Source organism: Deltaproteobacteria bacterium (genome assembly GCA_016180845.1).
Classification (GTDB): domain Bacteria; phylum UBA10199; class UBA10199; order JACPAL01; family JACPAL01; genus JACPAK01.
In genome coordinates this window covers 1-14,872 of record JACPAK010000012.1, presented here as the reverse complement: position 1 = coordinate 14,872, position 14,872 = coordinate 1, and the positions used below count along the sequence as shown (strand labels likewise).

Sequence of the window (14,872 nt, the reverse complement as noted above, 5' to 3'; positions counted from 1 at the left end):
CACCTTCGTGATCGCCGCCGTTAATGTCGTCTTCCCATGATCTACATGCCCGATCGTCCCGACGTTTACATGCGGCTTCGTACGATCAAATTTTGCCTTACTCATAAGTTCCCCTCCTTATTTTCCTTGTGATTTAGCAACAATCTCCTCTGCAATATTCCTCGGCACCTGTTCATAATGCGAAAATTCCAACGTAAAAATAGCCCTTCCTTGCGTCAAAGATCGCAGGTCGGTCGCATAACCAAACATCTTTGCCAAAGGGACCTCTGCATCAATAACTTTTGAGTTCCCGCGGCTGGCGGTACTCATAATCCTTCCTCGCCTGGAATTCAAATCCCCAGTGACAGGCCCCAAGGTATCTTCCGGAGTCTCAACCTCTAATTTCATAATCGGTTCAAGAAGGACAAGCCCTGCCTTCTTGAGTGCCTCCTTAAAACCGATCGAAGCGGCAATCTTAAAGGCCATTTCCGAAGAGTCAACGTCGTGGTAGGAACCATCAAAAAGAGCTGCCTTCAGATCAACAAGGGGATAACCGGCAAGAACGCCACCTTCCATCGCTTCCAGGATTCCCTTCTTGACCGCCGGAATATATTCCCTCGGGATCGCCCCTCCCACAATTTCATCCATGAACTCGAACCCCTTCCCCTTTTCATTAGGCTCAACCCGAAGCCAGACATCTCCATACTGTCCACGACCACCAGTCTGACGAATATATTTTCCTTCTGCCTCAGCCTTCCCGTTAATCGTTTCTCTGTAAGCTACCTGAGGACGCCCCACATTGGCCGCCACCTTAAATTCCCTCATGAGGCGATCAACAATGATCTCCAGATGAAGCTCACCCATTCCAGAAATAATTGTTTGTCCTGTTTCATGATCTACTTTCACGCGGAAAGAAGGATCTTCCTTCGCCAGGTTCCCCAGCGATTGTGAAAGTTTGTCATGATCCGCCTTTGTCTTTGGTTCGATAGCAACTGAAATAACCGGTTCCGGAAAATCCATTGACTCCAAAATAACGGGATGACCCTCATCACAAAGGGTATCTCCTGTCGTCGTATATTTAAGACCAACCACCGCCGCAATATCCCCTGCAGCAACCCGCTTGATCTCTTCCCTTTTGTTGGCATGCATCCGGAGGAGACGGCCAACTCTCTCCTTCTTGTCCTTGCTCGCGTTATAAACATAACTGCCTGCCAAAAGCTCCCCCGAATAAACACGGAAATAGGTCAGGTTCCCTACATAAGGATCATTGGCAATCTTAAAAGCAAGGGCGGAAAAGTGATCCTTTTCATCGGGACGTCTCTGGAGCTCTTCTGATTTGTTTGCGGGATTCCATCCACGCACCCCTTGAACATCCAGGGGAGAGGGAAGAAACATTGTCACGCCATCTAGAACAGGCTGAACCCCCTTATTCCTCAAGGCAGTTCCACAAAAAACAGGGGTGATATCCATGCTGACGGTTGCTTTTCGAGTACAACCAATAATCTCTTCTTCAGTTAGAGGTTTTCCTTCCAGATATTTTGCCATCAGATGATCATCATGACCGACAACCTCTTCAATGAGCTTTTCCCGATATTCCTCAACCATCTGATGCATCTCATGGGGGATATCGATAGGAGTCATCTGAACCCCCTGCGAGGTCTCATCAAACTTATATGCCTTCCGATAAATAAGATCGACGATGCCGGAGAACTTCTCCTCTTGACCAATCGGGAGTGTCACAGGGACAGCCTTGGCCCCCAAACGCTCCTTCATGGAACGGATACATTTGAAAAAATCAGCCCCAACGCGATCCATTTTATTGACAAAGGCGATTCGGGGAACGTGGTATTTATTTGCCTGACGCCAAACAGTCTCTGACTGGGGTTGAACACCCGCGACTCCACAAAAGACACCAACCGCCCCATCAAGAACCCGCAACGAACGCTCGACCTCAATGGTAAAATCAACGTGGCCTGGCGTATCAATAATGTTAATGCGGTAATTTTTCCAAAAACAGGTCGTTGCCGCGGAGGTAATGGTAATACCTCTCTCCTGTTCCTGAGGCATCCAGTCCATCTGGGCCGCTCCATCATGGACTTCACCCATCTTATGCGTCACGCCTGTATAGAAAAGAATACGCTCGGTAAACGTCGTTTTGCCAGCATCGATATGAGCGATGATGCCGATGTTCCGAGTCTTTTCTAATAAATATCCTTCAGTGGCCATAAATTTCCCTTACCAACGATAATGAGAGAAGGCTCGATTCGCCTCTGCCATTCTATGAACCTCATCTCTCTTCTTCACCGCATTCCCTTTTCCCACACGTGCTTCAAGAATTTCCGCACACAACTTGTCCTCCATCGACTTTTCACCACGTTCCCGAGCGCTCAGAAGAAGCCAGCGAAGCCCTAAGGCAATCCGCCTCTCTGGTCTCACTTCCATAGGGACCTGGTAAGTCGCACCACCGACACGCCGCGATCTTACCTCCATAACCGGCTTGATATTCTCGAGGGCCTCCTTGAAAATTTTTAAAGGATCGTCTTTGGCCTTTTCGTTCACAGAATCAAATGCTCGATAAATAATCTTCTCAGCCACTGATTTCTTCCCGTCCAACATCATCTTATTGACCAATTTCCCGATAAGCTTGTCCTTATATCTTGGATCCGGGGAGACATCTCTTCTCTCTGATGATGATTTTCTTGACATAGTTTTTAGACCTTCTTTCCTTCACTCTTCGCTCCATACTTCGAGCGACTCTTACGTCTCTTTGCGACCCCCGCCGTGTCGAGCGTTCCTCGAATAATATGATACCGAACGCCGGGGAGATCTTTCACACGACCTCCGCGCACCAAAACAATCGAGTGCTCTTGGAGATTATGCCCCTCTCCAGGAATATAAGCGCTCACCTCCATCCCATTCGTCAAACGGACACGGGCAACCTTCCGAAGAGCCGAATTAGGCTTTTTGGGTGTCGTCGTGTAAACACGAACACAAACCCCTCGTCTCTGAGGCGACTGCATCAAGGCTGGGGCCCCTGTTTTCTTTTCAACTTTTTGGCGCTCGAATCGAACGAGCTGATTAATTGTTGGCATAAATCACCCGACAGAGGCTCTTGGTTGAGCCCCCTCCGTTACCTCTTCTTTTTCCTTAACCTCAATCTTCAAATTTTTATAACGAGCCAAACCAACACCAGCCGGGATCAACCGGCCCATTATTACGTTCTCCTTCAGTCCTCTCAGGACATCGGTCTTCCCGGAAATAGCTGCCTCTGTCAGAACTCGAGTCGTTTCCTGGAATGAAGCTGCCGAGATAAAACTCTCTGTGGAGAGTGAGGCCTTTGTGATCCCCAAGAGGAGAGATTCAGCCACCGCTGGAGTTCCTCCACTTTTCCTGACCTTTTCATTTTCTTCCTCAAAAATCCACTTCTCAACATGTTCATCATCGAGGAAGGTTGTATCTCCCGGATCGGTGACCCGAACACGCCTCAGCATCTGTCGTACAATGACCTCGATATGCTTGTCGTTGATTCGAACCCCCTGGAGACGATAGACCTCCTGGGTTTCATCGACAAGATACTGCGCAAGTCTTTTCTCGCCAAGGACCTGTAAGATATCATGAGGATTCGCCGCTCCATCCATGAGGGCCTCGCCTGCCTTCACAAAATCACCCTCATGAACAGCAATATGACGTCCTCGTATGATCAGATATTCTTTCGGCTCGCCAACTTCAGGGGTGATAATGACCTTTCTCTTTCCCTTCGAATCTTTTCCAAAACTGACACGTCCATCAATCTCACTGATGATGGCACACTCTTTTGGTTTCCGAGCTTCAAAAAGCTCTGCGACACGGGGAAGACCTCCTGTAATATCCTTCGTCTTCGTTGTTTCTCGTGGAATCTTCGCAATAATATCCCCTGCACTTATCCCTTGACCTTCTGTCACGACGATATGGGCCCCGATCGGGAGAAGATAACGTGCCTCACGCTCTGTTCCATGGACAAAGGCTGTCTTGCCTCCCTCAGTCTTGATCGAGACTCTGGGTCTTAAATTTGGATCCTTCGCTTCAATAATGACTTTCGTCGCAAGCCCGGTCACTTCGTCCACCTGTTCCTGCATCGAGTTCCCTTCAATAATGTCGCCAAATTTGATCGTCCCCGAGGATTCCGTAAGAATCGGAGTCGTGTAAGGATCCCATTCGGCAAGAAGGGTCTTTGCCTTGACCTTTTGACCATCTTTCACAAGAAGCTTTGCTCCGTAAATGACCTGATGTTTCTCTCGCTCACGCCCTTCCTCATCCATCAAGGCAATTTCACCATTGCGATTCATCACAACAAGAACTTGCTCCTTGTTCAAAACTGTCATGACATTGTGCAACTTCACGATTCCTTCATGACGCGCTTCAAGGGCACTCTGCTCGACACGTCGAGATGCAGTACCTCCGATATGGAAGGTTCTCATCGTCAGCTGGGTTCCAGGCTCTCCAATGGATTGGGCGGCAATAACCCCGACCGCCTCACCAATATTCACCATATGACCTCGCGCCAGATCACGCCCATAACATTTGATGCAGGTTCCTCTTTGATTTTGACAGGTCAACACGGAACGAATCTTGATCTTTTCCAAACCGGAATTTTCGATCGCTGGCAAATGAGCCTCGGTAATCTCCTCCCCCCCTTTAACCAACACCTCACCCGTAAAGGGATCCCGAATATCTTCGAGCGCCACACGCCCCAGAATACGATTCGAAAGGGAATCGATAACCTCACCCCCTTCAAGCAGGGAAGAGACCTCAATTCCATCGAGAGAATTGCAGTCATGATTAATGACAACCACATCCTGTGCCACATCAACAAGTCGACGGGTCAAATAACCGGAATTCGCAGTCTTCAGAGCGGTATCGGCCAATCCCTTACGGGCGCCGTGAGTTGAAATAAAGTACTGTAAAACCGTTAATCCCTCTCGGAAATTAGCCGTAATCGGTGTTTCAATGATTTCACCGGAAGGTTTGGCCATAAGACCTCTCATCCCGGCAAGCTGTCTCATCTGTTGAGCACTGCCTCGGGCCCCTGAGTCAGCCATAATCAAGATAGGATTAAAACTCTTGATCTCTTTCTTTCCTTTCTCCCCTTCAACAATATCGACACTGATCTCACGCATCATATCTTGGGCAATATCTTCCGTTGTCTCAGCCCAGATATCGACGACCTTATTGTACTTCTCTCCCGCGGTGATCAGACCTTCCTGATACTGTTCTTCAATTTCACGAACCTCTTTATACGCCTTCTCCAGCTGCTTCTCCTTCGTCGACGGGATCTTCATGTCATCAATACAAATCGAAATGCCTGCCTTCGACGCCTGGGTAAAACCAACATTCATGAGATGGTCAGCAAGGATGACCGTCGCCTTGTTCCCCGCCTTGCGATAACACTCCTCCACCAGGTCTGCGATCGACTTCTTATCCATGACACGATTGACGATATCAAAAGGAAGAGAATGCGGAACAATCTCATAAAGGAGAACCCGACCGGTCGATGTCTCATACCTCTTTCCATCAATACGTACCGTAATCCGGGCATGGAGATGGAGCTCTCCTTGATCATAAGCCAAGCGAACCTCATCGGGAGAGGCAAACTTCATCCCCTCCCCTTTTGCAAAAGGGGTTTCGCGCGTCATGTAGTAAATTCCCAAAACCATATCCTGGGTCGGAACAATGATCGGTTTTCCAGAGGCCGGAGACAGAATATTATTGGTACTCATCATGAGGACTCGTCCCTCAATCTGAGCCTCAACAGAGAGTGGGACATGCACCGCCATCTGGTCACCGTCGAAATCGGCGTTAAAGGCGGTACAAACAAGCGGATGAAGGCGGATCGCCTTCCCTTCCACAAGAACAGGCTCGAAGGCCTGGATACCAAGTCGATGCAACGTAGGAGCGCGGTTAAGATAAACCGGATGTTCCTGAATCACCTCTTCCAGAGCATCCCAAACCTCCGGGCGTTCCTTCTCGACCATCTTCTTGGCCCCTTTGATTGTGGAAACAATCCCCCGCTCCTCTAACTTCTGATAGATAAAAGGCTTGAAGAGTTCGAGCGCCATCGCCTTGGGAATACCGGTTTGGTGGAGGCGTAATTCTGGACCGACCACAATAACCGATCGACCAGAATAATCGACCCGTTTCCCCAGGAGATTCTGTCGGAACCGGCCCTGTTTTCCCTTCAACATATCTGAGAGGGACCTTAAAGGCCGCTTGTTCGGACCGGTAAAGACCTTCCCGCGCCGGCCATTGTCAATCAAGGCATCCACCGCCTCTTGTAACATTCGCTTTTCATTGCGAATGATAATGTCCGGGGCATTGAGCTCTAATAACCTTTTGAGCCGATTGTTCCGGTTAATAACGCGACGATAGAGATCATTAAGATCCGAGGTCGCAAAACGTCCCCCATCAAGCGGGACAAGGGGGCGCAAATCTGGAGGAAGAACTGGAATCACCGAAATCATCATCCAATCTGGCCGATTCCCTGAGTGCAAGAAGGCATCCACAACCTTCAGGCGCCGAGCTGCCTTTTTACGGGTCGCCTCAGATTTTGTGGTCGTCATCTCCTTGCGAAGTTTCTTTGCAAGCTCTTCCAAACTAATTTTTTTCAACAAATCACGGACCACCTCGCCGCCAATACCTGCCTGGAATTTGTTCCCATACTCGGCACGTGCGCGCTGATACTGGGACTCAGAGAGGATTTCCCCTTCCTTAAAATCAGTGCTTCCCGGATCGGTAACAACATACGCCTCACAATAAAGAACCCTCTCAAGGTCCTTTAGAGACATATTCAGACTGGTACCGATACGAGACGGAAGACTCTTCAAAAACCAGATATGGGCGACCGGAGAGGCTAAAACAATGTGACCCATTCGTTCACGCCGCACCTTGGAAGAGATGACCTCAACACCGCACTTCTCGCAAACAATTCCACGGTGTTTCATCCTCTTGTATTTTCCGCAATTACACTCGTAGTCCTTGACCGGCCCAAAGATTTTCGCACAAAAAAGACCATCCCGCTCCGGCTTGAAAGTCCGGTAATTAATGGTCTCCGGCTTTTTCACCTCTCCATGAGACCAGGCAAGAATCTTTTCCGGAGAAGCGAGGCCAAGCCGAACCCCCGTAAAAGAGTGCGGATCTTTCGGTTTTTCAAAAAAACTAAAAATATCTCCCATGCGTCCTCCCTGATCCACCTGAGGCGGACCAGCATCTTTAAGAGATCGGTTCCTCTAACAATTCCACATCTAACCCCAACGCCTGCAACTCCTTCACCAAGACATTAAACGATTCCGGCAAGCCCGGCTCGAACGACCTTTCACCTTTGACAATCATTTCGTACATGCGCGTTCGTCCAAGAACATCATCGGATTTAACCGTCAAAAATTCCTGTAGTGAATAGGCGGCTCCATACGCCTCCATCGCCCAAACTTCCATTTCACCAAGTCTCTGACCTCCAAACTGCGCCTTTCCACCCAGTGGTTGTTGAGTCACGAGGGAGTAAGGCCCGATCGATCTCGCGTGAATCTTGTCATCCACCAGATGATGAAGCTTCATGATATACATAATGCCAACCGTTACCGGCTGATCAAAAGCCTCACCGGTCTTCCCGTCAAAAAGAATCGTCTGACCACGGGTCGGAAGTTCTGCAAGCTCCAAGGTCTCCTTGATCTCCGATTCCTTCGCCCCATCAAAAACAGCGGATGTCACGGTAGCCCCCTCGACAAGACTCGCTGCCAACCTCTTGATCTCCCGATCGTTCATCTCAGAGATCGGGTTGTCGGAAGACTTGCCATAAAATTTCTTCAGATAAGTCTTGGCTGCCTCCCGATCATTTTCTTCAATAAGTTTGCCGATTTTTTCACCGATCCCTTTGCAGGCCCAACCCAAATGACACTCCAAAATCTGACCGGCATTCATTCGGGAAGGAACACCGAGTGGATTCAGAACAATATCAACGGGACTACCATCGGCAAGATAAGGCATGTCTTCCATCGGCAGAATCCGTGAGATAACCCCTTTATTCCCATGACGCCCCGCCATCTTGTCACCGACCGCAAGCTTTCTCTTGATGGCGACATAGACCTTGACGATCTTGATCACTCCGGGAGGAAGCTCATCTCCCTTGTGAAGTTTTGAAACCTTCTGATCGTAGACCATCTTCACAAGTTCGACCTGCTCCTCCATCCCCTCGACCATTTCGGCAAGTTCTTCCTCCAGATCTTCATTACCAACACTGATCTCGGACCATCGTGAGAGAGGGAGCTTATCCAAAACATCCATCGTAATCGGCTTCCCTTTTGCCAAAAGAACCTTCTCTTCCTCTTCGTCAATAATCTTGGAGGTGGCTGTTTTCCCATGCAGAAGATTCTTGACCTTTTTCTTCATCTCTTCCCGAACCAGCCGAATCTCCTCATCCCGATCCTTGATCAGCTTTTGTGTATCCTTATCCTGAAGATTCTTGGCCCTCTCATCCAGCTCTGATCCCTCGCGTGAAAAGACCTGTGTATTGATCACAATCCCGAAGACGCCGGGGGGAACTCGAAGAGATGTGTCCTTCACATCACCCGCTTTTTCTCCAAAAATGGCCCGAAGGAGCTTTTCTTCAGGAGATAACTGGGTCTCACCTTTTGGCGTAATCTTTCCGACCAGGATATCGCCCGGCTTGACTTCGGCGCCGATACGAACAATCCCTCCCTCGTCCAGATTGGCAAGGGCCTCATCCCCAACATTCGGAATGTCTCGGGTCACTTCTTCCTTGCCAAGCTTTGTATCCCGGGCAGCAGATTCAAATTCTTCAATATGAATCGAGGTATAAACGTCCTCCTTAACAAGTCGCTCGGAAACAAGGATGGAGTCTTCAAAATTATATCCACCCCAAGGCATGAAGGCGACGAGGACATTCTGTCCTAAAGCTAACTCACCACGATCTGTCGCGGGACCATCAGCCAGCACATCTCCTTTTTTGACACGATCACCGACACAAACGATTGGTCTTTGATTGACACAGGTATTTTGGTTGGAGCGGCGATATTTTACCAGATGATAGGTATCGCTATCTGACTCCTCTCCCTTTTTCACCCGGTCCGCCTTCACAACGATCTTCATGGAATCGACAGAAGCAACTGTCCCATCCCGGCGAGAAATCGTTGTGACGCAAGAATCACGAGCAACAATCTTTTCAATACCAGTCCCGATAAGAGGGGCCGACGTCCGAATAAGAGGAACTGCCTGACGCTGCATGTTCGCTCCCATGAGGGCTCGATTGGCATCGTCATGCTCCAGAAAAGGAACCAAAGCAGCCGCAACGCTGACCAGCTGATTCGGAGAAACGTCCATGAACTGTATTTCCTTGGGAGGAACCATCACAAATTCCCCTGCACGCCGGCAAGAGATCAGATCCGTCAAAAAATGACCCTGTCGATCGGTTGGGGCATTCGCCTGAGCAATGGTATATTTTTCCTCTTCGAGGGCAGACAGATGAAGGATCTTGTTGGTTACCCGCCCTTCTTCTACCTTCCGATAGGGAGTTTCGATAAATCCATATTCATTAATCCGGCTGTAAGTCGATAAGGATGCAATCAATCCGATATTCGGACCTTCAGGAGTTTCGATCGGACAAATGCGTCCGTAGTGAGTGGCATGAACGTCACGAACCTCAAATCCTGCCCGTTCCCGAGTCAGCCCACCAGGACCCAACGCCGAGAGACGCCGCTTATGCGTCACCTCTGAAAGAGGATTCGTTTGGTCCATGAACTGGGAAAGCTGACTGGAACCAAAAAATTCCTTAATGACAGCGCTCACCGGTTTTGGATTGATCAGATCATGGGGCATCAGAGTCTCAACATCCTGAAGACTCATCCGCTCCTTGATCGCCCTTTCCATTCTCAAAAGACCGACTCGATATTGATTCTCCAAAAGCTCGCCAACCGAGCGAACACGCCGATTGCCAAGGTGATCAATATCATCCACCTGTCCTTTGCCATCCTTTAAATTACAAAGATAACGTACCGTCTCCAAAATATCTTCCTTGCGGAGGGTACGAACCTCAACAGGCGTGCTAAAATTAAACTTGTGATTAATCTTGAGTCGGCCAACTTTCGAAAGATCGTATTTGTCTGGATTGAAAAAGAGGCCATCGAAGAAAATACGAGCCGATTCTGGCGTGGGTGGATCCCCCGGGCGCAAGCGCCGATAAATTTCGAGAATCGCCTCCGCTGAAGACGTGATCTTGTCGAGAAGAAGGGTATTCCGAATATAAGGCCCAACGTTCACATGATCGATATAGAGAAGTTCGATCTCTTCGATTTTTTGTTTCCGGATGTTTTCAAGCTTCTCCTCTGTCAGGACATCGCCCGAAGCGGCGGTCACTTCTCCTGTTCCTTTGTCAATCAGATCGCGAGCGATCACCTGACCGATGATGTCAGCATCTTCGATAGGAATTTCCTTGAGACGAGCGGCGACAATTTTATCGACAATCGCCTTGTTAAACTTTCTCCCTGCCTTGATCAGGATCTCATCGGTTTTTGGATGGCGGATATCTTTTGAGGCCTTTTGATATCGCAGAAGTTCTGGGTCAACTGACTTAAATAATTTTCTTCCTTCCAGACGAACCGTTTCAGATTTGTAAAAATAATTCAAAAGCTCTTCGGCACTGTAACCTAAGGCTCGAAGAAGAACAGTCGCCGGAAATTTGCGCCTCCGATCAATGCGAACAAACAAGACATCTTTGGGGTCAAACTCAAAATCAAGCCAGGACCCTCGATACGGAATGATCCGTGCAGAATAAAGAAGCTTGCCCGAGGCATGTGTCTTCCCCTTGTCATGTTCAAAAAAGATACCTGGAGATCGATGCAACTGAGAAACGATAACCCTTTCCGTCCCATTAATAATAAAGGTCCCTGTCTCATTCATCAGAGGGATTTCACCAAAATAGACCTCCTGCTCCTTCACATCGCGAATCGACTGGGCCTTTGTCTCAGGATCGGTGTCCCAAACGACGAGACGCACGACAACACGCATCGGGGCTGCGAAGGTCATTCCTCTTTGGCGACACTCATCGACCTCGTATTTGGGTTTGTCGAGATGATAGGCGACAAACTCCAAAGAGGCTGTGCGATTAAAATCCCAAAGAGGAAAAGCTGCCTTAAACACCCCTTGCAGACCTGTCATCTGACGCTTATCAGATGGAGTCTCTGCCTGGAGGAAGTCGGCATAGGACCTTTTCTGGACCTCAATCAAATTCGGGATTGGAACAGGCTCCCCAATCTTTGCAAAGCTCCTCCTCCGAATGCGATCATGGATCGTAATGGGCATAGCGTTATCTCCCTTTATTTAACTTCTACCTTGGCTCCAGCCTTCTCCAAAGTCGTCTTCATCTTGTCGGCTTCTTCCTTGGAGACCCCTTCCTTCACAGTCTTTGGGGCCCCTTCAACAAGGTCCTTCGCCTCTTTAAGACCAAGCCCTGTCAAAGCCCGAACCTCTTTGATGACGCCAATTTTGTTGTCGCCTGAGGCTGCCAAGACGATAGTAAACTCTGTCTTCTCCTCTACAGGAGCTGCGGCTGCTGCTCCAGCTGCAGGAGCCATAGCGACAGCTGCCGCCGCAGAGACTCCAAAGGTTTGCTCGAGTTCCTTTACAAGCTCTGACACTTCCAGAAGCGGCATTTGCTTGAGTGTCTCGACGATGTCTGTTCGACTTACGTTTGCCATCTTATCCTCCTAGTTAAAAGTTTCTAAGTTTCGAACTCCTTATGTTTTCTTCTTTCCAATCTCACTCAACACCACCGCCATCTTCTGCGGAACGGCATTGAGAACGCGAACGAGGTTAGTTGCTGGGGCATTGAGCGCCCCCAACAACCTCGCATAAAGCTCTTCCCGCGAAGCCAACTTCGAAAGTGCCTGAATTTCCGTGCTCGTAATGACTCGATCTCCCAGAAGACCAACCTTGAGCTTGAAAGGATCAAAAGCCTCCGCATACTTGGCGAGAACCTTTGTCAGCTCCACAGGATCTTTATCTGTATAAACGATGGCGGTAGGCCCCTTGAGATGGCTGTTCAAGCCACTCCGCTGACTCCCCTCCATCACCCTCTTTGCCAAACGATTTTTGACAACATGCAGATCACCGGCTGTTTTCTTGACCTCCCGCCGGATCTCGGTCAGTTCGGCAACCTTCAATCCGCGATACTCGGCAAGAATGATCGCCTGGGATTTCTTTAGCCTCTCAGATAATAGTCCAACTGCCTGTTCTTTTTCTGCCCGTTTCATAAATCCCTTTTGTCTAAGTTGTTTGCAGCGATGCGGGATCGAGCTTGACTCCCGGTCCCATCGTCGAGGAAACCGTAACACTCCTCAGGTATGTCCCTTTGGAAGTCTTTGGCTTGGCACGAACGATTGAATCCATTAACGCTATCAAATTCTCCTTTAACTTCTCTTTCCCAAAAGAAAGTTTGCCAATAGAACAATGAACAATCCCCGCCTTTTCAATTCTGTATTCCGCGCGACCGGCCTTCAGCTCTTGCACAACAGTCCCAACGTCAAAAGTAACCGTCCCCATTTTAGGATTGGGCATCAACCCTCGCGGCCCTAAAATCTTGGCCACACGACTGACCGATTTCATCATGTCAGGCGTCGTGACAACTTTATCAAAATCCATCCATCCTTTTTCGATCTTCTCAATCAACTCCTCACCCCCCACAACTGTCGCCCCTGCCTTCTGGGCTTGTTCCTGCTTATCACCCTTGGCAATCACAACAATACGCACCTGCCTGCCCGATCCATGAGGCAGCGGCACAGACCCACGAACCATCTGATCTGTCTGTTTCGGATCAACTCCCAATCTCACAGAGACATCAACAGTCTCATCAAACTTCGCCACGGGGAGAGTCGACAAAAGCCCTAACGCCTCATCGACACTGAAACGTCGGGCTCGATCAACTTTTGAAAACGCCTGTTTGTATTTTTTCCCGCTCATTTGACTTCAATCCCCATGCTTCTTGCAGTGCCAGCAACTGTTTTTATCGCCGCCTCTAGCGTATTGACATTGAGATCCGGCATTTTCATCTTCGCAATCTCTTCCACCTGCTTGACTGTGACAGACCCAACCTTTGCTTTATTCGGTTCGCCAGATCCTTTTTCAACTTTTGCCGCCTTCTTCAAAAGAACAGAAGCCGGTGGAGTCTTTAAAATAAAACTAAAAGAACGATCCTGATAAATCGTAATCACCACAGGGGTCACAAGTCCTGGCTCCATCTTTTGGGTTTTTGCATTGAACTGTTTGCAAAACTCCATGATGTTGACGCCATGTTGACCTAAAGCAGGACCAACAGGAGGAGCTGGATTTGCCTGTCCTGCAGGGCATTGCAACTTGACTTCTGCCTGTACTTTTTTCTTCGGAGGCATCTAGTTTTTCTCCACTTGCATAAAATCCAATTCCACTGGCGTTGACCGCCCAAAAATACTCACGAGCACCTTCAGTTTTCCTTTTTCAGGTTTCACGTCATCCACCAAACCATTAAAATTTGTGAAGGGCCCATCCACAACTCGAACACTTTCTCCTTTTTCAAATGTCACCTTCGGCTTCGGCTTCAGGGTCCCTTCACTGATCTGCCGAGTAATCCTGGCGACTTCCTCATCGGGGACTGGAAATGGACTCTTGCTCCCACCCACAAATCCCGTGATCTTTGGAATCGACTTTACAATATGCCATGCTTCATCATTCAGCTCCATCCTGACCAATATATAGCCAGGAAAGATCTTGCGGTTAGCCGTCTTCTTAACCCCTTTTTTCATTTCCACAACACTCTCCGACGGGATCAAAACCTCACCAACCAAATCCTGTCTCCCAAGCGTCTTGATCTTCTCCTCAAGAGCCGCCTTCGCCTTATGTTCAAACCCTGAATAGGTATGGACAACATACCATTGCATCATAAAAAATCCCTAAAACTTGAAAACTCCAAGCGCCATCTTCGCCCAAATCAGATCAATAACCGCCAAAATCAAGGCAGCCACACTGACCAAAACAGCCACAACTCCAGAGGAGGCGACAGTCTCTTTCCCTAAAGGCCATGTCACTTTTGAAAGTTCGACAACGACCTCATTAAAAAACTGATTTGCGCGTCCCCATGTTCGAACTCCAAAACCTGCCCCAACGGCCAGAACAAAAGCTGCTAAATCCTGAGGACCGACAGGCCACTCTTCGAAACGACCTAATCGACCGACCTCCCAAACAAAATCGAAGACCCTCGAAAACAACATGAAGAGGATCCCGGAAGCGACCAGCAGAGCCAGATTGACGATCTTTTGAGTCTGCATCAGCAAATCCTCACTCACTATCGATCATTCTAACCATTCAAAAAAATACAGGGGAGACAGGGCTCGAACCTGCGACCCCCGGTTTTGGAGACCGGTGATTTATTCGCTCGCCACTGGCAAAGCCAGATGACTCGCTATAATCAAGGGGAGATACCGCTCTCCCCTTGATTATCCCCATCTGACCAGTACAGGGGAGACAGGGCTCGAACCTGCGACCCCCGGTTTTGGAGACCGGTGCTCTACCAACTGAGCTACTCCCCTGTTCTAGCCAGGGTTTAACTAACCTCACTTTGTCTCCTTATGTACTGTATGCTTCCGACAAAACCGGCAAAACTTTTTTAGCTCGAAACGCTTCTGCATCGTCTGCTTGTTTTTCGTCGTCGAATAGTTTCGACGCTTACAGTCTGTACATTCCATTTGAATAATGATTCTCATTTTACTCAATCACCTCTGCTACCACTCCTGCCCCGACTGTATGTCCTCCCTCTCGAATCGCAAATCGGAGCTCCTTATCCATCGCAATCGGCGTGATCAACTCAACCTCCAAACTC

14 protein-coding genes and 2 tRNA genes are annotated in these 14,872 nt (G+C 48.8%); all 16 read right to left on the bottom strand.

Annotated elements, in window-relative coordinates; translation table 11 throughout:
- On the bottom strand, positions 1-105 hold a 105-nt coding region (locus HYT76_10615; protein ID MBI2083992.1), incomplete at its 3' end, for a hypothetical protein.
- A 12-nt stretch (positions 106-117) separates the two neighbouring features.
- Positions 118-2,205, bottom strand: coding sequence for an elongation factor G (gene fusA / locus HYT76_10610; protein MBI2083991.1), 2,088 nt, complete (start codon positions 2,203-2,205; stop codon positions 118-120).
- Positions 2,206-2,214: 9 nt separating this feature from the next.
- The gene (gene rpsG / locus HYT76_10605) at positions 2,215-2,685 is read right to left on the bottom strand and encodes a 30S ribosomal protein S7 (protein ID MBI2083990.1); all 471 of its coding nucleotides are present in this window, start codon (positions 2,683-2,685) and stop codon (positions 2,215-2,217) included.
- Between the two features lie 5 nt (positions 2,686-2,690).
- Positions 2,691-3,071 carry a 30S ribosomal protein S12 gene (locus HYT76_10600; GenBank protein ID MBI2083989.1) on the bottom strand — a complete coding sequence of 127 codons (381 nt, stop codon included), beginning with the start codon at positions 3,069-3,071 and terminating at the stop codon, positions 2,691-2,693.
- 3 nt (positions 3,072-3,074) lie between these two features.
- Positions 3,075-7,187 (bottom strand): DNA-directed RNA polymerase subunit beta', encoded by a 4,113-nt coding sequence (rpoC, locus tag HYT76_10595; protein ID MBI2083988.1) that lies wholly within the window; start codon positions 7,185-7,187, stop codon positions 3,075-3,077.
- Positions 7,188-7,224: 37 nt separating this feature from the next.
- Positions 7,225-11,325, bottom strand: a complete 4,101-nt coding sequence (gene rpoB, locus HYT76_10590) for a DNA-directed RNA polymerase subunit beta (GenBank protein MBI2083987.1) — start codon at positions 11,323-11,325, stop codon at positions 7,225-7,227.
- 14 nt (positions 11,326-11,339) lie between these two features.
- A complete protein-coding gene (gene rplL / locus HYT76_10585) occupies positions 11,340-11,720 on the bottom strand; it encodes a 50S ribosomal protein L7/L12 (protein MBI2083986.1) in 381 nt (126 codons plus the stop codon).
- Between the two features lie 39 nt (positions 11,721-11,759).
- The gene (rplJ, locus tag HYT76_10580; protein MBI2083985.1) at positions 11,760-12,275 is read right to left on the bottom strand and encodes a 50S ribosomal protein L10; all 516 of its coding nucleotides are present in this window, start codon (positions 12,273-12,275) and stop codon (positions 11,760-11,762) included.
- Positions 12,276-12,288: 13 nt separating this feature from the next.
- Positions 12,289-12,981, bottom strand: coding sequence for a 50S ribosomal protein L1 (locus tag HYT76_10575; GenBank protein MBI2083984.1), 693 nt, complete (start codon positions 12,979-12,981; stop codon positions 12,289-12,291).
- On the bottom strand, positions 12,978-13,409 hold the full coding sequence (gene rplK / locus HYT76_10570; GenBank protein MBI2083983.1) for a 50S ribosomal protein L11: 432 nt from the start codon (positions 13,407-13,409) through the stop codon (positions 12,978-12,980). Before rplK ends, HYT76_10575 begins: the two co-directional genes overlap by 4 nt.
- On the bottom strand, positions 13,410-13,937 hold the full coding sequence (gene nusG / locus HYT76_10565; protein MBI2083982.1) for a transcription termination/antitermination protein NusG: 528 nt from the start codon (positions 13,935-13,937) through the stop codon (positions 13,410-13,412).
- 9 nt (positions 13,938-13,946) lie between these two features.
- A complete protein-coding gene (gene secE, locus HYT76_10560; protein MBI2083981.1) occupies positions 13,947-14,264 on the bottom strand; it encodes a preprotein translocase subunit SecE in 318 nt (105 codons plus the stop codon).
- Positions 14,265-14,376: 112 nt separating this feature from the next.
- Positions 14,377-14,445: transfer RNA gene (locus HYT76_10555), tRNA-Trp, on the bottom strand.
- Positions 14,446-14,509: 64 nt separating this feature from the next.
- Positions 14,510-14,582: transfer RNA gene (locus HYT76_10550), tRNA-Trp, on the bottom strand.
- A 24-nt stretch (positions 14,583-14,606) separates the two neighbouring features.
- Entirely contained in the window at positions 14,607-14,756 is a 150-nt protein-coding gene (gene rpmG, locus HYT76_10545) for a 50S ribosomal protein L33 (protein ID MBI2083980.1), read from the bottom strand.
- Position 14,757: 1 nt separating this feature from the next.
- Positions 14,758-14,872, bottom strand: a 115-nt coding sequence (locus HYT76_10540) for a hypothetical protein (GenBank protein ID MBI2083979.1), incomplete at its 5' end; no start/stop codon positions are given.

Coding starts and splice junctions, on each gene's coding strand:
- rpoB (MBI2083987.1), bottom strand. CDS start 11,325: ATGCCCATTACGATCCATGATCGCATTCGGAGGAGGAGCTTTGCAAAG.
- rplJ (MBI2083985.1), bottom strand. CDS start 12,275: ATGAAACGGGCAGAAAAAGAACAGGCAGTTGGACTATTATCTGAGAGG.
- rplK (MBI2083983.1), bottom strand. CDS start 13,409: ATGCCTCCGAAGAAAAAAGTACAGGCAGAAGTCAAGTTGCAATGCCCT.
- rpsG (MBI2083990.1), bottom strand. CDS start 2,685: ATGTCAAGAAAATCATCATCAGAGAGAAGAGATGTCTCCCCGGATCCA.
- rpmG (MBI2083980.1), bottom strand. CDS start 14,756: ATGAGAATCATTATTCAAATGGAATGTACAGACTGTAAGCGTCGAAAC.
- fusA (MBI2083991.1), bottom strand. CDS start 2,205: ATGGCCACTGAAGGATATTTATTAGAAAAGACTCGGAACATCGGCATC.
- HYT76_10575 (MBI2083984.1), bottom strand. CDS start 12,981: ATGAGCGGGAAAAAATACAAACAGGCGTTTTCAAAAGTTGATCGAGCC.
- nusG (MBI2083982.1), bottom strand. CDS start 13,937: ATGATGCAATGGTATGTTGTCCATACCTATTCAGGGTTTGAACATAAG.
- secE (MBI2083981.1), bottom strand. CDS start 14,264: ATGTTGTTTTCGAGGGTCTTCGATTTTGTTTGGGAGGTCGGTCGATTA.
- rplL (MBI2083986.1), bottom strand. CDS start 11,720: ATGGCAAACGTAAGTCGAACAGACATCGTCGAGACACTCAAGCAAATG.
- rpoC (MBI2083988.1), bottom strand. CDS start 7,187: ATGGGAGATATTTTTAGTTTTTTTGAAAAACCGAAAGATCCGCACTCT.
- HYT76_10600 (MBI2083989.1), bottom strand. CDS start 3,071: ATGCCAACAATTAATCAGCTCGTTCGATTCGAGCGCCAAAAAGTTGAA.